We start from the raw sequence: 19,170 nt of genomic DNA, 5'->3' as shown, positions 1-19,170 counted from the left end.
GGTAAAAATGAAACACTGTTGTAAAAATGTGGTGATCCTCATGCCCGAACCCGTAGCCGAACCCGCGCTAAACGGATTGCGCCTGAATTTGCGCATTGTCTCCATTGTCATGTTTAACTTCGCCAGCTACCTCACTATCGGGTTGCCGCTCGCTGTATTACCGGGCTATGTCCATGATGTGATGGGCTTTAGCGCTTTCTGGGCAGGATTGGTTATCAGCCTGCAATATTTCGCCACCTTGCTGAGCCGCCCTCATGCCGGACGTTACGCCGATTTGCTGGGCCCCAAAAAGATTGTCGTCTTCGGTTTATGCGGCTGCTTTTTGAGCGGTTTGGGATATCTGACGGCAGGATTAACCGCCAGTCTGCCCGTCATCAGCCTGTTATTACTTTGCCTGGGACGCGTCATCCTTGGGATTGGGCAAAGTTTTGCCGGAACGGGATCGACCCTATGGGGCGTTGGCGTGGTTGGTTCGCTGCATATCGGGCGGGTGATTTCGTGGAACGGCATTGTCACTTACGGGGCGATGGCGATGGGTGCGCCGTTAGGTGTCGTGTTTTATCACTGGGGCGGCTTGCAGGCGTTAGCGTTAATCATCATGGGCGTGGCGCTGGTGGCCATTTTGTTGGCGATCCCGCGTCCGACGGTAAAAGCCAGTAAAGGCAAACCGCTGCCGTTTCGCGCGGTGCTTGGGCGCGTCTGGCTGTACGGCATGGCGCTGGCACTGGCTTCCGCCGGATTTGGCGTTATCGCCACCTTTATCACGCTGTTTTATGACGCTAAAGGTTGGGACGGTGCGGCTTTCGCGCTGACGCTGTTTAGCTGTGCGTTTGTCGGTACGCGTTTGTTATTCCCTAATGGCATTAACCGTATCGGCGGCTTAAACGTGGCGATGATTTGCTTTAGCGTTGAGATAATCGGCCTGCTACTGGTTGGCGTGGCGACTATGCCGTGGATGGCGAAAATCGGCGTCTTACTGGCGGGGGCAGGGTTTTCGCTGGTGTTCCCGGCATTGGGCGTAGTGGCGGTAAAAGCGGTTCCACAGCAAAATCAGGGGGCGGCGCTGGCAACCTACACCGTATTTATGGATTTATCGCTTGGCGTGACCGGACCACTGGCTGGGCTGGTGATGAGTTGGGCGGGCGTACCGGTGATTTATCTGGCGGCGGCGGGACTGGTCGCAATCGCGTTATTACTGACGTGGCGATTAAAAAAACGGCCTCCGGAACACGTCCCTGAGGCCGCCTCATCATCTTAAAACTTACTGAATAACCAGCGTATTAATGATGTTTTCTGCGGTGGTCTGCGCTTTTTGCTGATCGTCAGCGGGCAGCGTAATTTGCATGGTCAGCAGTTGATTACCCACGTTACCCAGAATAACGGAAGAGTACGCCGTCTGGCCTTTCGCGGAGATAATGCTGTCTAACTGCTGCATTTTGTGACCTTTCAGCTCAATGGCTTTATTGGTTACCACTTGCAGCTGCGGATCGCGGCTACGTTGCTGATCTTCCAGACGCTTCGCCAACACCGCCAGATCTTCTTTCGGATCATCGCCCATGATGACGATGACTGCTTTCTGCCCGGTGGCGTCGGACCAGACATGCATGTTATTGGCCTGCGTTCCCAGCTTACCGCTCTGGTCGGTCATATCCGCTGGCAGCGAGAAACTTAACTTGCCATCAAGCAGGTTGACGGGATTCCCGGTCGCGTTACTTTCTGCGACCGAACCCTGCGCCGTAGCGTTAGTGTCTTTATCATCACAGGCCGCAAGCCCCATAACCAGCAGGCCAATTCCGACATATTTAACCAGATTGCGCATTGACTTCTTCCTTTCGATAAACGGCCATAACGGCTCATTCATCCATCTTATCACAACTCTGATAACGAACCTTTAACTCGCCTGCAAAGCGTTGATTTCAGATTTATCTGCCAGTCTTTTCAACAGCATATTGAGTAATACACCATACATTGGCAGGAAGAAAACGATACTGATTAACACTTTGAAACAGTAATCGACCAGCGCGATTTCCATCCAGTGTTCAGCCATAAAGGCATCCGGGCTACGCCAGAAGGCAATGAAGAAGAAGGCCAGCGTGTCGCTGACGTTACCGAACAGTGTGGACGCTGTCGGTGCCAGCCACCAGCGGCGACTCTGACGCAGGCGGTTAAAAACGTGCACGTCGAGGATCTGCCCCAGCGCGTAGGCCATGAAACTGGCGGTGGCGATACGGGCGACAAACAGGTTGAAGTGGGCGAGCGCGCCGAATCCCTGCCAGGAACCCATATAGAACAGCGACGAGATGACGTAGGAGATCAGCAACGCCGGGATCATCACCGCAAAGATGATACGACGGGCCAGCGGTGCGCCAAAAATACGCACAGTCAGGTCGGTAGCAAGGAAAATAAACGGAAAGCTAAACGCGCCCCATGTGGTATGGAAACCAAAAATGGAGACGGGAAGCTGAACCAGATAGTTACTGGAGGTGATCACCAGAAGATGAAATAACGATAACCAGAACAACGCCTTATAGCGTTGCGTTTGCGAGAAAACGTTCATATTGTACCTTTTTGATTAACCATTGGGGTGAGGGAACCCAATACGTACGACACGCTATTTTACCTTGATTAAATAACGTTCTTACCCTTTTTTCGAGCCGCCGCATGATACTGCTTTACGTTGACAATGCAATGGTTAATTTTCACGCAATCGTTAACCTGGTTTGCTTACGGACTCACAGGGCGTAAACTAGCGCCGTTTTTTTATGTGATGAGAAGAAAATGACCGATCTCTTTTCCAGCCCTGACCACACACTCGACGCACTTGGCCTGCGCTGCCCGGAACCAGTAATGATGGTGCGCAAAACAGTGCGCAATATGCAGCCAGGTGAAACGTTGCTGATTATTGCTGACGATCCGGCGACGACCCGCGATATTCCTGGGTTTTGTACCTTTATGGAACACGAACTGGTTGCTAAAGAGACGGATGGACTGCCTTATCGTTATTTGATTCGTAAAGGCGGTTGATGGGGGAAGATTGGCTTCGATGCCGCCTTTTCCCCTCACCCTAACCCTCTCCCCAGAGGAGCGAGGGGACCGATCGCGCTCAATGTTGCGATCGGTTTGCCTTATTTCCTGCGCAACAGCCTTAACGCATTCGCCGTCACCAGCACCGTCGCACCGGTATCTGCCAGCACTGCCAGCCACAGTCCGGTCATCCCTAACAGCGTCGTGACGAGGAAAACGCCCTTCAGCCCCAGCGCAATAGTGATGTTCTGGCGGATATTGGCGTGAGTGGCGCGTGCCAGTTCAATCATTTGCACCAGGCCGCGCAGGTGGTTATGGGTTAATGCTGCATCGGCGGTTTCCAGCGCCACGTCTGTGCCACTGCCCATTGCAATCCCGATGGCGGCGGCTTTCATCGCTGGCGCGTCGTTAATACCGTCACCGACCATCGCCAGCGGCGCATGTTGATTCAGCTCGGTCACCGCTTTGACTTTATCTTCCGGCAACAGGCCCGCTTTAAACTCCAGCCCCAACTCCCCGGCAATTGCCGCCGCTGCGCGTGGATTATCGCCGGTGAGGATCACTCCTTTAACCCCCAGCGCGTTAAGTTCACTGATAGCAGTTGCAGCATCGGCGCGCAGGGTATCCTGCAATGCAATTACGCCAAGCACGTCATCGTTACGTACTACCAGCACTACCGTTTGCCCGGCGCTTTCCAGTTCATTAATCAAACCAGCAAATGCAACAGCCGGATGTTTTCCGGCAGCGCATATCAACACGCGCTCACCGTTAACCTGCGCTTCAATGCCAGACCCAACCAGCGCCCGCTGTGATTCGGCGGCGGGAATGGCGAGTTCAGCAAGCTGTGCTTCGCGTACGATGGCTTGCGCCAGTGGATGCGTCGCGCCTTGCTCGACCGCCGCTGCCAGTGTCAGCAGTTCAGATTCACTAATAGCCGTTGCCGGATGAATCGCGGTAACGCGCGGTTTACCGACGGTCAGCGTACCGGTTTTATCAAACGCCACCTGGGTAACACGACCCAGCTGTTCCAGCGCCGCACCGCCTTTAATTAACGCCCCACGACGCGCTGCTGCTGCCAGCCCGGAGGTAATCGCCGCGGGCGTGGAGATAACTAACGCGCACGGGCAGCCAATCAGCAGCAGCGTCAGGCCTTTATAAATCCACTCTTGCCAGCTGGCGGCAAACAGCAGCGGTGGCACCAGCGTTACCAGCAGGGCGACGGCCATAATCGCTGGCGTATAAATACGGCTGAAGCGGTCGATAAACCGCTCAATGGGCGCGCGGCGCTCTTCGGCTTCTTCGATCAGTTTCAGAATCCGGTCAATGGCGCTGGCACCCGGTTCTGACAGCACTTCCAGCGTTACCAGACGGTCTACGCTGGTGGCTCCAGCAGGGACTTTATCGCCCGTTGCGCGCTCCACCGGAATAGATTCGCCGGTCAGGGCGCTTTCATCAAAACTGGCAAACGGTGAGAGCAGTTTACCGTCGGCAGGCAAACGTCCACCTGCGGCGACTTCAATCACATCGCCAGGGCGTAGGCTGTTAATCGCCACCTCTTCCCGCTCACCGTTACGCAGGCGCGTGGCGGTTTCTGGTTTCAGCGCCATTAACGCGCTAACGCCCTGACGCGCGCGGCTGGCGGCCCAGCCTTCCAGTCGTTCACCAATCAAAAACAGCAGCAACACCATCGCAGCTTCAGCCGTTGCGCCAATAAACAGCGCACCAATAGCGGCTACGCTCATTAACGTTTCAATGGCAAAGTAGCTGCCGGATTTGATCAGCCGTAATGCCTGACGAGCAATCGGGTACAGCCCAACCAGCGTGGTCGCGATAAACGCCAGTTGCCCGAACGGATGATTAAACTGCTCCAGACCCCAGCTGATTGCCATCATCACGATTAGCGTAATCAGCGGCAAATTCTCTTTCAGGCGTGATGTTTGCGGTTCGTCGGCGGCCTGTTCATCGCGCAGGGAATAGCCCGCTTTTTGCACCGCAGATTCAACCTGGGCACGGATGTCATTGTCGGCATCGACCACCAGTTTTTCGGTGGCGAACAGTACCTGCACCTGATTCACGCCTGCAAGCTGGCGCACGGCATTTTCTACCTTGCGCGCACAGGCGGCGCAGTCCATGCCGCTGACTTTCCAGCTATAGCGGGTGCCGGAGACGTTTTCAGAGAGAGTTGGCGTGCTGGAACATGCGCCGTCGCAGCAACAGTCGTTGGCGTTCTGTACCGTGGTTAGCGGTTTGAACGCAGCAAATTGAGGGGCTTTCTTGCCGTGATTGTCAGGAGTCGACATGGCATCCTCCGGTTAAGTTTTTTCTCATTAACCGAAGGATACACTCTGGAGTCGACTCCAGAGTCAAGTTTTATCAGAGATACAGCGAGCGGACGATGAGGAAATGACCGGCAAAGTAGCAGGCCGCAGCAATCGCGTTATCCGCACGGAAGCGGCGGCGATAGTGGCTCCCCAGCCAGACAAAGTTACTGATAAACAGCAACGAAGCGCCAACAAACGCAGAGAGCGCCGGAGCGGTCGGACGGAAGAACCAAAGTTCACCTGCCAGCCACACCATCACCAGCGTCATGCCGATAAACGTGCAGATAGGCCAACGGTACTCTTCCAGCCGCGTCCAGATAATCGCCAGTAACAGCGCACCCAGAACCACCAACACCAGTGGCAAAGGCCAGAAGAAAGAGAGCGTCATCTGGCTGGCGAAATAGATGGTGTACAGCAGGTGCGAGAGGAAAAACGCGCCGATGGCGTACATCAGACGTTGACGTGGCAACAGGGTTAGCGCATCGCCCAGCAGTGAGGCGCACAGCCCTGCCAGCACCAGATAGCTAATGGCGTCGAACATCGGCGCTTGCCAGGCCAGTAACAGCAGGAGAAGAAGGGTTAACGGTTTAAACACCCAGCGTTGCCAGGTTGGCCCACGATACGATGCATCCACAGATAGCCATGCGGAAAGACAGACAGCGATAAACGACCAAAGCATCTTAGTTCCTTGAATTCGTTATTTTTTCGTAAGCGGAATGCCTACGGTCTTGCTTCCAGTTTAGTGGCGAGGGTGGACGGATGACAACACCATAACTGGCAGGGTATGCTTAATTCCGCATTTTCCGATGAGGGATAAAGATGAGCAAACCACCTCTTTTCTTTATTGTTATCATTGGCTTAATCATCGTCGCCGCATCGTTTCGTTTTATGCAACAACGACGGGAAAAAGCTGATAATGATATGGCACCGCTCCAGCAAAAGTTGGTGGTGGTGAGCAACAAGCGGGAAAAACCGATTAACGATCGCCGTTCGCGCCAGCAGGAAGTGACTCCGGCAGGCACCAGTATGCGCTATGAGGCAAGCTTCAAACCGCAAAGCGGAGGAATGGAGCAGACGTTTCGCCTCGACGCCCAGCAGTACCACGCCCTGACAGTGGGCGATAAAGGTACGCTGAGCTATAAAGGAACGCGCTTTGTCAGCTTTGTTGGCGAACAATAAGGTTATTTTTTTACTTTAAATTTCTTCTGCCAGACCAGCAGTTCAAACACGCCGAAAAGGAAAATCCGCACCTTTTCGGCGGTGGTCATCTGCGGGCCATCTTTCGGTAAAGTGGATTTCAATAGCGCCAGTTGCATACCATGCATCAGCACGGTAAAAATCAGCGCCACGTTAACGAAAATATTCAGCGGACGCGGGAAGGGATGCACCAGGTTGAGGATTAAAAATCCCCAAACGCAGAGCATTAACAAACGTCCAATATTAATCAACATCACTTTCTCCTTGTGCTTCGCGTTGATACAGCCGATAAGCCACCTGACCCGCCACTTTTTCCCGATGTAATGACCAGTTCGCCGGAACGTTGGGCAGACCGTTTTCGACTTCGCTTTCGACATAAATCAGGGCTTCGTCAGCCAGCCAGCCGTTATCTTCCAGTAAATTTATCGTCTCTTCTAACAAGCCACGGCGGAACGGTGGATCGACAAACACGATATTATGCGGTGTGCCTTTTTGCGCCAGGAATGACATTGCGTTGCTGTTCACCACGCGTGCATTGCCTGCTTTTAGTGTCGCCAGATTCTTAATTAACTGCTGAGAAACCGCGCGATCCATCTCAATCAACGTGGCCCCCGCAGCATAGCGCGACAACGCTTCCAGCCCCAGCGCGCCGCTTCCGGCGAAGCAATCCAGACATTGGGCGTCAACAATGACCGGAGCCAGCCAGTTAAACAACGTTTCGCGTACGCGGTCGGTGGTGGGGCGCAGACCTGGGCTATCAGGAACCGGGAGTTTACGGCCTCGCCACTGCCCGCCAATAATGCGGATTTGGCCGCTGCCGGAATGATTCGGTTTTTTCATGATAAATTGCTCAATCCGCCAGATAACACATACTTGCAGGCGGTGATGTGAATTAAGTTAAGTGATAGACTATTTCATCATTTTTTTAGCTGCTATGTACATAGCGTTAACGCTGTGCCATGAAGCAACAGCGAGGAGTGTAGTCGCAAATGGCGAAAGAAAAAAAACGTGGCTTTTTTTCCTGGCTGGGCTTTGGTCAAAAAGAGCAGACCCCGGAAAAAGAGACAGAAGTTCAGAATGAACAACCGGTTGTAGAAGAAATCGTTCCGGCGCAAGAGCCTGCGAAGGCTTCTGAACAAGCCGTTGAAGAGCAGCCGCAGGCGCATACTGAGGCCGAGGCGGAAACTTTTGCTGCCGACGTTGTGGAAGTCTCTGAACAGGTTGCTGAAAGTGAAAAAGCGCAGCCTGAAGCGGAAGTCGTTGCACAGCCTGAAGCGGAAGTCGTTGCACAGCCGGAACTGGTCGCAGAAGAAACGCCGGAGCCAGTGGCTATCGAACGTGAAGAGCTGCCGTTGCCGGAAGACGTCAACGCCGAAGAGGTTTCGCCAGAAGAGTGGCGGGCTGAAGCGGAAACCGTAGAGATTGTCGACGCGGCGGAAGAAGAAGCGGCTAAAGAAGAAATCACCGACGAAGAGCTGGAAGCACAGGCGCTGGCTGCCGAAGCGGCAGAAGAGGCGGTGATGGTGGTTCCTCCGGCAGAAGAAGAGCAGCCGGTGGATGAAATCGCTCAGGAGCAGGAAAAACCGACCAAAGAAGGTTTCTTCGCGCGCCTGAAACGCAGCCTGTTAAAAACCAAAGAAAATCTCGGTTCCGGATTTATCAGCCTGTTCCGCGGTAAAAAAATCGACGATGATCTGTTTGAGGAGCTGGAAGAGCAGCTTTTGATCGCCGATGTGGGTGTGGAAACCACACGTAAAATTATCACCAATCTGACGGAAGGCGCATCCCGCAAGCAGCTTCGTGATGCCGAGGCGCTCTATGGCCTGCTGAAAGAAGAGATGGGCGAGATTCTGGCGAAAGTCGATGAGCCGCTGAATGTTGAAGGTAAAACGCCGTTCGTGATCCTGATGGTGGGCGTCAACGGTGTGGGTAAAACCACGACGATTGGTAAGCTGGCACGTCAGTTTGAGCAGCAGGGTAAATCGGTGATGCTGGCGGCGGGCGATACTTTCCGTGCGGCAGCGGTTGAACAGCTTCAGGTCTGGGGTCAGCGCAACAATATTCCGGTGATTGCCCAGCATACCGGTGCGGATTCCGCCTCTGTTATCTTCGACGCCATTCAGGCTGCTAAAGCGCGTAATATCGACGTCCTGATTGCCGATACCGCCGGACGCCTGCAGAACAAATCGCACCTGATGGAAGAGTTGAAGAAAATCGTCCGCGTGATGAAGAAACTCGACGTTGAAGCGCCGCATGAAGTTATGCTGACTATTGATGCCAGCACCGGGCAGAACGCGGTAAGCCAGGCCAAACTGTTCCACGAAGCTGTTGGCTTAACCGGCATCACGCTAACGAAACTGGACGGCACGGCGAAAGGCGGGGTAATTTTCTCGGTGGCTGACCAGTTTGGTATCCCTATCCGCTACATTGGTGTCGGCGAACGTATTGAGGATTTGCGTCCGTTTAAGGCGGACGACTTTATAGAGGCACTTTTTGCCCGAGAGGATTAACAATGATTCGCTTTGAACATGTCAGCAAGGCTTATCTCGGTGGGAGACAGGCGCTGCAGGGCGTTACGTTCCATATGCAGCCGGGTGAGATGGCGTTTCTGACCGGTCATTCCGGCGCAGGGAAAAGTACCCTCCTGAAGCTGATCTGTGGGATTGAGCGGCCCAGCGCCGGGAAAATCTGGTTTAGCGGCCATGACATCACGCGTCTGAAAAACCGTGAAGTTCCGTTTCTGCGCCGCCAGATTGGCATGATTTTCCAGGATCACCATCTACTGATGGACCGTACTGTCTACGATAATGTGGCGATCCCGCTGATTATCGCCGGTGCCAGCGGTGACGATATTCGTCGCCGGGTGTCGGCGGCGCTGGATAAAGTCGGGCTACTGGACAAAGCGAAGAACTTCCCTATTCAGCTTTCCGGCGGTGAACAACAGCGTGTTGGCATTGCCCGTGCGGTGGTGAACAAGCCCGCGGTACTGCTGGCTGACGAACCGACTGGTAACCTGGACGACGCGCTGTCGGAAGGCATTTTACGTCTGTTTGAAGAGTTTAACCGCGTTGGGGTAACCGTATTGATGGCAACGCACGACATCAACCTGATTTCGCGGCGTTCCTATCGCATGCTCACCCTGAGCGATGGTCACTTGCATGGAGGCGTGGGCCATGAATAAGCGCGATGCAATCAATCATATTCGGCAGTTTGGCGGGCGTCTGGATCGCTTCCGTAAATCGGTCGGTGGCTCTGGCGACGGCGGTCGTAACGCGCCGAAACGCGCGAAATCCTCGCCAAAACCGGTAAATCGCAAAACCAACGTTTTCAACGAACAGGTGCGCTATGCCTTCCACGGCGCATTGCAGGATCTGAAAAGCAAACCGTTCGCCACGTTTTTAACGGTGATGGTTATCGCCATCTCCCTGACGCTGCCCAGCGTCTGTTATATGGTGTACAAAAACGTTAACCAGGCGGCGACGCAATATTATCCGTCACCGCAAATCACTGTTTATCTGCAAAAAACGCTGGACGATGACGCTGCTGCGGGCGTGGTGGCACAGTTGCAGGCCGAGCAAGGCGTGGAGAAAGTGAATTATCTTTCTCGTGAAGACGCACTGGGCGAGTTCCGTAACTGGTCTGGTTTTGGTGGTGCGCTGGATATGCTGGAAGAAAACCCGCTTCCGGCAGTGGCGGTGGTGATCCCGAAACTCGATTTTCAGGGGACGGAATCACTGAATACGCTGCGTGATCGTATCACCCAGATCAACGGCATTGACGAAGTGCGGATGGATGACAGCTGGTTTGCCCGTCTGGCGGCGTTGACCGGGCTGGTCGGGCGCGTTTCGGCGATGATCGGCGTGTTGATGGTGGCAGCAGTGTTCCTCGTCATCGGCAACAGTGTGCGTCTGAGCATCTTTGCTCGCCGTGACTCCATTAACGTACAAAAACTGATTGGTGCGACGGATGGTTTCATCCTGCGCCCGTTCCTGTACGGAGGCGCATTGCTGGGATTTTCTGGCGCATTGCTGTCATTAATTTTGTCAGAAATTCTGGTACTGCGTTTGTCATCGGCGGTTGCGGAAGTGGCACAGGTTTTCGGAACGAAGTTCGATATCAATGGCTTATCGTTCGATGAATGCCTGCTATTGCTGCTGGTATGCTCGATGATTGGCTGGGTGGCAGCGTGGCTTGCCACGGTACAACATTTACGCCACTTTACGCCGGAATAATAAAATCGTGTTATACTCTTTCCCTGCAATGGGTTCCGTAGCAGGGAAAGAGACCCCGTTGTCTCTTCCCGGTATTTCATCTCTATGTCACATTTTGTGCGTAATTTATTCACAGCGTTGCATTGAACTTGTGGATAAAATCACGGTCTGATAAAACAGTGAATGATAACCTCGTTGCTCTTAAGCTCTGGCACAGTTGTTGCTACCACTGAAGCGCCAGAAGATATCGATTGAGAGGATTTGAATGACTGACAAAATGCAAAGTTTAGCTTTAGCCCCAGTTGGCAACCTGGATTCCTACATCCGGGCAGCTAACGCGTGGCCGATGTTGTCGGCTGACGAGGAGCGGGCGCTGGCTGAAAAGCTGCATTACCATGGCGATCTGGAAGCAGCTAAAACGCTGATCCTGTCTCACCTGCGGTTTGTTGTTCATATTGCTCGTAATTATGCGGGCTATGGCCTGCCACAGGCGGATTTGATTCAGGAAGGTAACATCGGCCTGATGAAAGCAGTGCGCCGTTTCAACCCGGAAGTGGGTGTGCGCCTGGTCTCCTTCGCCGTCCACTGGATCAAAGCAGAGATCCACGAATACGTTCTGCGTAACTGGCGTATCGTCAAAGTTGCGACCACCAAAGCGCAGCGCAAACTGTTCTTCAACCTGCGTAAAACCAAGCAGCGTCTGGGCTGGTTTAATCAGGATGAAGTTGAAATGGTGGCCCGTGAACTGGGCGTAACCAGCAAAGACGTACGTGAGATGGAGTCGCGTATGGCGGCACAGGACATGACCTTTGACCTGTCTTCCGACGACGATTCCGACAGCCAGCCGATGGCTCCGGTGCTCTATCTGCAGGATAAATCATCTAACTTTGCTGACGGCATCGAAGATGATAACTGGGAAGAGCAGGCGGCAAACCGTCTGACCGACGCGATGCAAGGTCTGGACGAGCGTAGCCAGGATATCATCCGCGCGCGCTGGCTGGACGAAGACAACAAGTCCACGTTGCAGGAACTGGCTGACCGTTACGGTGTTTCCGCTGAGCGTGTGCGCCAGCTGGAAAAGAACGCGATGAAAAAACTTCGCGCTGCCATTGAAGCGTAATTTCCGCTACTCAGCAGAGAACCCTGGATGAGAATCCGGGGTTTTTGTTTTTTGGACCTCTGCAATAATCAGTTTCCCCCTCCGGCAAAACGCCAATCCCCACGCAGATTGTTAATAAACTGTCAAAATAGCTATTCCAATATCATAAAAATGGGGTATGTTTTAGCAGAGTATGCTGCTAAAGCACGGGTAGTCATGCATAAAACGAAATAAAGTGCTGAATCACAACACCACAACACACGTAATAACCAGAAGAATGGGGATTCTCAGGATGAATATAAAGGGTAAAGCGTTACTGGCAGGATGTATCGCGCTGGCATTCAGCAATATGGCTCTGGCAGAAGATATTAAAGTCGCGGTCGTGGGCGCGATGTCTGGTCCGGTGGCCCAGTACGGTGACCAGGAGTTCACTGGCGCAGAGCAGGCAGTAGCGGATATCAATGCTAAAGGCGGCATTAAAGGCAACAAACTGCAAATCGTAAAATATGACGATGCCTGTGACCCGAAACAGGCGGTTGCGGTGGCGAACAAAGTCGTTAACGACGGCATTAAATATGTGATTGGTCACCTCTGTTCTTCATCAACGCAGCCAGCGTCAGACATCTATGAAGATGAAGGCATTTTAATGATCACCCCAGCGGCAACCGCGCCGGAGCTGACCGCCCGTGGCTATCAGCTGATCCTGCGCACTACCGGCCTGGACTCCGACCAGGGGCCGACGGCGGTGAAATATATTCTTGAGAAAGTGAAACCGCAGCGTATTGCTATCGTCCACGACAAACAGCAGTACGGCGAAGGTCTGGCGCGTGCGGTGCAGGACGGCCTGAAGAAAGGCAATGCTAACGTGGTGTTCTTTGATGGTATCACCGCTGGGGAAAAAGATTTCTCAACGCTGGTGGCGCGTCTGAAAAAAGAGAATATCGACTTCGTTTACTACGGCGGTTATCACCCGGAAATGGGGCAAATCCTGCGTCAGGCACGCGCGGCAGGGCTGAAAACTCAGTTTATGGGGCCGGAAGGCGTGGCTAACGTCTCGCTGTCTAACATTGCGGGTGAATCAGCGGAAGGACTGCTGGTGACCAAGCCGAAGAACTACGATCAGGTTCCGGCGAACAAACCCATTGTTGATGCGATCAAAGCGAAAAAACAGGACCCAAGCGGCGCATTCGTTTGGACCACCTACGCCGCGCTGCAATCTTTGCAGGCGGGCCTGAATCAGTCTGACGATCCGGCAGAAATCGCCAAATACCTGAAAGCGAACTCCGTGGATACCGTGATGGGACCGCTGACCTGGGATGAGAAAGGCGATCTGAAAGGCTTTGAGTTCGGCGTATTTGACTGGCACGCCAACGGCACGGCGACCGATGCGAAGTAATCATTAATCGGCAACTTTGGGTTGCCGCCAAATTGCTAATATCGAGTACGTTGCTTCATGCCGGATGCGGCGTAAACGCCTTATCCGGCCTACAAGATCCAAAGAAATCAGTAAATTGAAACACACGTTGTAGGCCTGATAAGCGTAGCGCATCAGGCAATTTCTCGTTGGTCATCACTTTTGAAATCAAACTTGACGATTAACGCTTCTCCCAGCCGCCCTTTTGTGCCGTAAACCCCAATGCCTGCATAAACGTCGCCATCACGCCGCGATCTTCCACGCCAGCATCCGCCATCCACCAACATGAAACGCCAGGATTGTTACGCAAAACCTCTTCTAGCAGATATTGTCCCACACCGCGACGGCGGGTGACTTCCCTCACACGCAGGGAATCCAGTGCTCCCTCGGTGCCGCTTAAGGTTACCCGTACGGCCGCGAGCAGACGCTCGTTAAAAAGCGCGGCGTAGATACGGTGGTTATCGTCAACCTGTAACGAGGAAGGGGAATACTCCGGCCAGATCTTTTGCAGGTCAATCCGGTCCTGGTCGCTAAAGTTTTCTAATCGAATGATGGTCAGCTTCATGGGGAACCCGTGTAAATCACAAAAGTGGAACCAGTGTAGCGAAATAATTTAATCGGAGGCTTTCTCTTTTTTATTTCTTTTGGCAGGTGATTAATTTTTTTTCAGCAATAATTACAAAGTTAAAACATTAGAGAATGAAAAATACCCAGCATAATCCCCTGAATGGTAGTGAATTATTCCGCCCTTTGTGCCGTTATTTTATGCTGACAACGGCACTTTTTTCTGTTTATCTATCAATAAATTCAGAATATTATCTGTTCTTAATCGACTGAAAAATAGGGATTTTAATCGCTATTATCACAAAATACTGCGCTAAACCCTTAATCAGACAGGCAAAAACAGTGCAGTATAAAAAAAGAACAGTCTGATTTGTTAACACATAAAAACAAAGCAACACAACATCACGAATGGGGATTTTTGACTATGAAACGGAATGCGAAACCTATCATCGCAGGGATGATTGCACTGGCAATTTCACACACCGCTATGGCTGACGATATTAAAGTCGCCGTTGTCGGCGCGATGTCCGGCCCGATTGCCCAGTGGGGCGATATGGAATTTAACGGCGCGCGTCAGGCGATTAAAGACATTAATGCCAAAGGGGGAATTAAAGGCGATAAGCTGGTGGGCGTGGAATATGACGACGCCTGCGACCCGAAACAAGCCGTTGCGGTCGCCAACAAAATCGTTAACGACGGCATTAAATACGTTATTGGGCACTTGTGTTCCTCCTCTACCCAACCTGCATCAGATATCTACGAAGACGAAGGTATTCTGATGATCTCGCCGGGTGCGACCAACCCGGAGCTGACCCAACGCGGTTATCAATACATCATGCGTACTGCCGGGCTGGACTCTTCCCAGGGGCCAACGGCGGCAAAATACATTCTTGAGACGGTGAAGCCCCAGCGCATCGCCATCATTCACGACAAACAACAGTATGGCGAAGGGCTGGCACGTTCGGTGCAGGACGGGCTGAAAGCGGCTAACGCCAACGTTGTCTTCTTCGACGGTATTACCGCGGGTGAGAAAGATTTCTCCGCGCTGATCGCCCGCCTGAAAAAAGAAAATATCGACTTCGTTTACTACGGCGGTTACTACCCGGAAATGGGGCAGATGCTGCGCCAGGCCCGTTCTGTCGGCCTGAAAACCCAATTTATGGGGCCGGAAGGTGTGGGTAATGCGTCGCTGTCGAACATTGCTGGCGATGCTGCCGAAGGCATGTTGGTCACCATGCCAAAACGCTATGACCAGGACCCGGCAAACAAAGGCATCGTTGATGCGCTGAAAGCAGACAAGAAAGATCCATCCGGGCCATATGTCTGGATCACCTACGCGGCGGTGCAATCTCTGGCAACTGCCCTTGAGCGTACCGGCAGCGATGAGCCGCTGGCGCTGGTGAAAGATTTAAAAGCTAACGGTGCAAATACCGTGATTGGGCCGCTGAACTGGGATGAAAAAGGCGATCTTAAGGGATTTGATTTTGGTGTCTTCCAGTGGCACGCCGACGGTTCATCCACGGCAGCCAAGTGATCATCCCACCGCCCGTGAAAAACGGGCGGGTTTAGAAAGGTTACCTTATGTCTGAGCAGTTTTTGTATTTCTTGCAGCAGATGTTTAACGGCGTCACGCTGGGCAGTACCTACGCGCTGATAGCCATCGGCTACACCATGGTTTACGGCATTATCGGCATGATCAACTTCGCCCACGGCGAGGTTTATATGATTGGTAGCTATGTCTCCTTTATGATCATCGCCGCACTGATGATGATGGGCATTGATACCGGCTGGCTGCTGGTGGCGGCGGGATTCGTCGGCGCAATCGTCATTGCCAGCGCCTACGGCTGGAGTATCGAACGGGTAGCCTATCGTCCGGTGCGTAACTCTAAGCGCCTGATTGCGCTTATTTCCGCAATCGGCATGTCTATCTTCCTGCAAAACTACGTTAGCCTGACCGAAGGTTCGCGCGACGTGGCGCTGCCCAGCCTGTTTAACGGTCAGTGGGTGGTGGGCCATAGCGAAAACTTCTCTGCCTCTATTACCACCATGCAGGCGGTGATATGGATTGTTACTTTCCTCGCCATGCTGGCGCTGACGATTTTCATTCGCTATTCCCGTATGGGGCGCGCCTGCCGTGCCTGCGCGGAAGATCTGAAAATGGCGAGCCTGCTTGGCATCAACACCGATCGGGTGATTGCGCTGACCTTTGTGATTGGCGCGGCGATGGCGGCGGTGGCGGGTGTGCTGCTCGGTCAGTTCTACGGCGTCATTAACCCCTACATCGGCTTTATGGCCGGGATGAAAGCCTTTACCGCTGCGGTGCTCGGTGGGATTGGCAGCATTCCGGGAGCGATGATTGGCGGCCTGATTCTGGGGATTGCGGAGGCGCTCTCTTCTGCCTATCTGAGTACGGAATATAAAGATGTGGTCTCATTCGCCCTGCTGATTCTGGTGTTGCTGGTGATGCCGACCGGTATTCTGGGTCGCCCGGAGGTAGAGAAAGTATGAAACCGATGCATATTGCAATGGCGCTGCTTTCTGCCGCGATGTTCTTTGTCCTCGCTGGCGTCTTTATGGGCGTGCAACTGGAGCTGGATGGCACCAAACTGGTGGTCGACACGGCTTCAGACATCCGTTGGCAGTGGGTGTTTATCGGCACGGCGGTAGTCTTTTTCTTCCAGATTTTGCGACCTGCTTTCCAGAAAGGGCTGAAAAGCGTTTCCGGGCCTAAGTTTATTCTGCCAGCGATTGATGGCTCCACGGTGAAGCAAAAGCTGTTTCTCGTGGCGCTGCTGGTGCTTGCGGTGGCGTGGCCGTTTATGGTTTCACGTGGGACGGTGGATATCGCCACCCTGACCATGATCTACATTATTCTCGGTCTCGGGCTGAACGTGGTGGTAGGTCTTTCTGGTCTGCTGGTGCTGGGATACGGCGGCTTTTACGCCATCGGCGCTTACACTTTTGCGCTGCTCAATCACTATTACGGTTTGGGCTTCTGGACCTGTCTGCCGATTGCCGGGTTAATGGCAGCGGCGGCGGGCTTCCTGCTCGGCTTCCCGGTGTTGCGTTTACGTGGCGACTATCTGGCGATCGTTACCCTCGGTTTCGGCGAAATTGTGCGCATATTGCTGCTCAATAACACTGAAATCACCGGCGGCCCGAACGGAATCAGTCAGATCCCGAAACCGACGCTCTTCGGACTCGAGTTCAGCCGTACCGCCCGTGAAGGCGGCTGGGACACGTTCAGTAATTTCTTTGGCCTGAAATACGATCCCTCCGATCGCGTCATTTTCCTCTACCTGGTGGCGTTGCTGCTGGTGGTGTTAAGCCTGTTTGTCATTAACCGCCTGCTGCGGATGCCGTTGGGTCGTGCGTGGGAAGCGTTGCGTGAAGACGAAATTGCCTGCCGTTCGCTGGGCTTAAGCCCGCGTCGTATCAAGCTGACCGCCTTTACCATCAGCGCCGCGTTTGCCGGTTTTGCCGGAACGCTGTTTGCTGCGCGTCAGGGCTTTGTCAGCCCGGAATCCTTCACCTTTGCCGAATCAGCCTTTGTGCTGGCAATAGTGGTGCTCGGCGGTATGGGTTCGCAATTTGCAGTGATTCTGGCGGCAGTTCTGCTGGTGGTGTCGCGCGAATTGATGCGTGATTTCAACGAATACAGCATGTTAATGCTCGGTGGTTTGATGGTGCTGATGATGATCTGGCGTCCGCAGGGTTTGCTGCCCATGACGCGCCCGCAACTCAAGCTGAAGAACGGCGCAGCGAAAGGAGAGCAGGCATGAGTCAGCCATTATTATCCGTTAACGGCCTGATGATGCGCTTCGGCGGCCTGCTGGCGGTGAACAACGTCAATCTTGAACTGTACCCGCAGGAGATCGTCTCGTTAATCGGCCCTAACGGTGCCGGAAAAACCACGGTCTTCAACTGCCTGACCGGATTCTATAAACCCACCGGCGGCACTATTTTACTGCGCGATCAGCATCTGGAAGGTGTACCGGGGCAGCAAATTGCCCGCATGGGCGTGGTGCGTACCTTCCAGCATGTGCGTCTGTTCCGTGAAATGACGGTGATTGAAAACCTGCTGGTGGCGCAGCATCAGCAACTGAAAACCGGGCTGTTCTCCGGCCTGTTGAAAACGCCCTCTTTCCGTCGCGCCCAGAGTGAAGCACTCGACCGCGCCGCCACCTGGCTTGAGCGTATTGGTTTGCTGGAACACGCCAACCGTCAGGCGAGTAACCTGGCCTATGGTGACCAGCGTCGTCTGGAGATCGCCCGCTGCATGGTGACGCAGCCGGAGATTTTAATGCTCGATGAACCGGCGGCGGGTCTTAACCCAAAAGAGACGAAAGAGCTGGATGAGCTGATTGCCGAACTGCGTAACCATCACAACACCACTATCTTGTTGATTGAACACGATATGAAGCTGGTGATGGGGATTTCAGACAGAATTTACGTGGTCAACCAGGGGACGCCGCTGGCAAACGGTACGCCGGAGCAGATCCGTAATAACCCGGACGTGATCCGTGCCTATTTAGGTGAGGCATAAGATGGAAAAAGTCATGTTGTCCTTTGACAAAGTCAGCGCCCACTACGGCAAAATCCAGGCGCTGCATGAGGTGAGCCTGCATATCAATCAGGGCGAGATTGTCACCCTCATTGGCGCGAACGGCGCGGGGAAAACCACCTTGCTCGGCACGTTATGCGGCGACCCACGCGCCACCAGCGGGCGAATTGTGTTTGATGATAAAGACATTACCGACTGGCAGACGGCGAAAATCATGCGCGAAGCGGTGGCGATTGTCCCGGAAGGGCGTCGTGTTTTCTCGCGGATGACGGTGGAAGAGAACCTGGCGATGGGCGGTTTTTTTGCTGAACGTGACCAGTTCCAGGAACGCATAAAGTGGGTGTATGAACTGTTTCCGCGTCTCCATGAACGCCGTGTTCAGCGGGCGGGCACCATGTCCGGCGGTGAGCAGCAGATGCTGGCGATTGGTCGCGCGCTGATGAGCAACCCGCGTTTATTGTTGCTTGATGAGCCATCGCTCGGTCTTGCGCCGATTATCATCCAGCAGATTTTCGACACCATCGAGCAGCTGCGCGAGCAGGGGATGACCATCTTCCTCGTCGAGCAGAACGCCAACCAGGCGCTGAAGCTGGCGGATCGCGGCTACGTGCTGGAAAACGGTCATGTGGTGCTCTCCGATACCGGCGACGCGCTGCTGGCAAATGAAGCGGTGAGAAGTGCGTATTTAGGCGGGTAATAACACGTTGATTGATAAGGAGTCAAAAGACTCCTTTGAGACAGGTTACAAATGTAAAATTGCCTGATGCGCTGCGCTT

20 protein-coding genes are annotated in these 19,170 nt (G+C 53.5%); 13 read left to right on the top strand and 7 right to left on the bottom strand.

Features of this window, described 5'->3' with window-relative positions; genetic code table 11:
• The first annotated feature begins 40 nt into the window (after positions 1-40).
• A complete protein-coding gene (locus ACJHXB_RS11900) occupies positions 41-1,258 on the top strand; it encodes an MFS transporter (protein ID WP_001309018.1) in 1,218 nt (405 codons plus the stop codon).
• Between the two features lie 3 nt (positions 1,259-1,261).
• On the opposite strand, the gene dcrB is transcribed toward ACJHXB_RS11900, so the two are convergent.
• Positions 1,262-1,819, bottom strand: coding sequence for a phage sensitivity protein DcrB (gene dcrB, locus ACJHXB_RS11895; protein WP_001245295.1), 558 nt, complete (start codon positions 1,817-1,819; stop codon positions 1,262-1,264).
• 72 nt (positions 1,820-1,891) lie between these two features.
• The gene (locus tag ACJHXB_RS11890; protein ID WP_001100467.1) at positions 1,892-2,557 is read right to left on the bottom strand and encodes a 7-cyano-7-deazaguanine/7-aminomethyl-7-deazaguanine transporter; all 666 of its coding nucleotides are present in this window, start codon (positions 2,555-2,557) and stop codon (positions 1,892-1,894) included.
• A gap of 221 nt (positions 2,558-2,778) precedes the next feature.
• Between ACJHXB_RS11890 and tusA the strand changes: the two genes are divergently transcribed.
• Entirely contained in the window at positions 2,779-3,024 is a 246-nt protein-coding gene (gene tusA / locus ACJHXB_RS11885; protein ID WP_000130621.1) for a sulfurtransferase TusA, read from the top strand.
• Between the two features lie 101 nt (positions 3,025-3,125).
• Here the strand turns inward: tusA and zntA are convergent, their stop codons facing one another.
• Positions 3,126-5,324, bottom strand: a complete 2,199-nt coding sequence (zntA, locus tag ACJHXB_RS11880; protein ID WP_000106571.1) for a Zn(II)/Cd(II)/Pb(II) translocating P-type ATPase ZntA — start codon at positions 5,322-5,324, stop codon at positions 3,126-3,128.
• 73 nt (positions 5,325-5,397) lie between these two features.
• Positions 5,398-6,024, bottom strand: coding sequence for a lysoplasmalogenase (locus tag ACJHXB_RS11875; protein WP_000964726.1), 627 nt, complete (start codon positions 6,022-6,024; stop codon positions 5,398-5,400).
• A 140-nt stretch (positions 6,025-6,164) separates the two neighbouring features.
• Here ACJHXB_RS11875 and ACJHXB_RS11870 point away from each other — a divergent pair, with 140 nt between their 5' ends.
• A complete protein-coding gene (locus ACJHXB_RS11870) occupies positions 6,165-6,524 on the top strand; it encodes a DUF2500 domain-containing protein (RefSeq protein WP_000042886.1) in 360 nt (119 codons plus the stop codon).
• Positions 6,525-6,526: 2 nt separating this feature from the next.
• Here the strand turns inward: ACJHXB_RS11870 and ACJHXB_RS11865 are convergent, their stop codons facing one another.
• Both ACJHXB_RS11865 and rsmD read right to left on the bottom strand, forming a co-directional pair.
• Positions 6,527-6,796: a DUF1145 family protein gene (locus tag ACJHXB_RS11865; protein WP_001295207.1), complete on the bottom strand. Its 270-nt coding sequence runs from the start codon at positions 6,794-6,796 to the stop codon at positions 6,527-6,529.
• Positions 6,786-7,382, bottom strand: coding sequence for a 16S rRNA (guanine(966)-N(2))-methyltransferase (gene rsmD, locus ACJHXB_RS11860; RefSeq protein ID WP_000743190.1), 597 nt, complete (start codon positions 7,380-7,382; stop codon positions 6,786-6,788). Before rsmD ends, ACJHXB_RS11865 begins: the two co-directional genes overlap by 11 nt.
• Before the next feature lie 149 nt (positions 7,383-7,531).
• Between rsmD and ftsY the strand changes: the two genes are divergently transcribed.
• The 5 genes from ftsY to livJ all read left to right on the top strand — a co-directional run bounded on the left by ftsY (position 7,532) and on the right by livJ (position 13,248).
• Complete coding sequence (ftsY, locus tag ACJHXB_RS11855; RefSeq protein WP_001040616.1) at positions 7,532-9,052, top strand: signal recognition particle-docking protein FtsY; 1,521 nt, start codon at positions 7,532-7,534, stop codon at positions 9,050-9,052.
• A 2-nt stretch (positions 9,053-9,054) separates the two neighbouring features.
• Entirely contained in the window at positions 9,055-9,723 is a 669-nt protein-coding gene (ftsE, locus tag ACJHXB_RS11850; RefSeq protein WP_000617723.1) for a cell division ATP-binding protein FtsE, read from the top strand.
• Positions 9,716-10,774, top strand: coding sequence for a permease-like cell division protein FtsX (ftsX, locus tag ACJHXB_RS11845; protein WP_001042003.1), 1,059 nt, complete (start codon positions 9,716-9,718; stop codon positions 10,772-10,774). The genes ftsE and ftsX overlap by 8 nt, the downstream gene beginning before the upstream one ends.
• A gap of 244 nt (positions 10,775-11,018) precedes the next feature.
• Complete coding sequence (rpoH, locus tag ACJHXB_RS11840) at positions 11,019-11,873, top strand: RNA polymerase sigma factor RpoH (RefSeq protein ID WP_000130217.1); 855 nt, start codon at positions 11,019-11,021, stop codon at positions 11,871-11,873.
• Between the two features lie 271 nt (positions 11,874-12,144).
• A complete protein-coding gene (gene livJ, locus ACJHXB_RS11835; RefSeq protein ID WP_001022006.1) occupies positions 12,145-13,248 on the top strand; it encodes a branched chain amino acid ABC transporter substrate-binding protein LivJ in 1,104 nt (367 codons plus the stop codon).
• 199 nt (positions 13,249-13,447) lie between these two features.
• Here the strand turns inward: livJ and panM are convergent, their stop codons facing one another.
• A complete protein-coding gene (panM, locus tag ACJHXB_RS11830; RefSeq protein ID WP_000778778.1) occupies positions 13,448-13,831 on the bottom strand; it encodes an aspartate 1-decarboxylase autocleavage activator PanM in 384 nt (127 codons plus the stop codon).
• A gap of 423 nt (positions 13,832-14,254) precedes the next feature.
• On the opposite strand from panM, the gene livK reads away from it, so the two are divergent.
• From livK to livF, 5 genes are read left to right on the top strand one after another with little or no spacing between them, the layout of a single operon-like run.
• Entirely contained in the window at positions 14,255-15,364 is a 1,110-nt protein-coding gene (gene livK, locus ACJHXB_RS11825; protein ID WP_001469403.1) for a high-affinity branched-chain amino acid ABC transporter substrate-binding protein LivK, read from the top strand.
• A gap of 47 nt (positions 15,365-15,411) precedes the next feature.
• Positions 15,412-16,338 carry a high-affinity branched-chain amino acid ABC transporter permease LivH gene (gene livH / locus ACJHXB_RS11820; protein WP_001295111.1) on the top strand — a complete coding sequence of 309 codons (927 nt, stop codon included), beginning with the start codon at positions 15,412-15,414 and terminating at the stop codon, positions 16,336-16,338.
• Positions 16,335-17,612 carry a branched chain amino acid ABC transporter permease LivM gene (gene livM, locus ACJHXB_RS11815; RefSeq protein WP_000803794.1) on the top strand — a complete coding sequence of 426 codons (1,278 nt, stop codon included), beginning with the start codon at positions 16,335-16,337 and terminating at the stop codon, positions 17,610-17,612. The genes livH and livM overlap by 4 nt, the downstream gene beginning before the upstream one ends.
• Complete coding sequence (livG, locus tag ACJHXB_RS11810; protein WP_000082108.1) at positions 17,609-18,376, top strand: high-affinity branched-chain amino acid ABC transporter ATP-binding protein LivG; 768 nt, start codon at positions 17,609-17,611, stop codon at positions 18,374-18,376. The genes livM and livG overlap by 4 nt, the downstream gene beginning before the upstream one ends.
• Position 18,377: 1 nt before the next feature.
• The gene (gene livF / locus ACJHXB_RS11805) at positions 18,378-19,091 is read left to right on the top strand and encodes a high-affinity branched-chain amino acid ABC transporter ATP-binding protein LivF (RefSeq protein ID WP_000416895.1); all 714 of its coding nucleotides are present in this window, start codon (positions 18,378-18,380) and stop codon (positions 19,089-19,091) included.
• Positions 19,092-19,170 lie beyond the last annotated feature (79 nt).

The organism is Escherichia sp. WS3227_2, from assembly GCF_046486495.1.
In the GTDB taxonomy this organism is placed as follows: domain Bacteria; phylum Pseudomonadota; class Gammaproteobacteria; order Enterobacterales; family Enterobacteriaceae; genus Escherichia; species Escherichia coli.
This window is presented reverse-complemented; position numbering and strand designations above follow the sequence as displayed.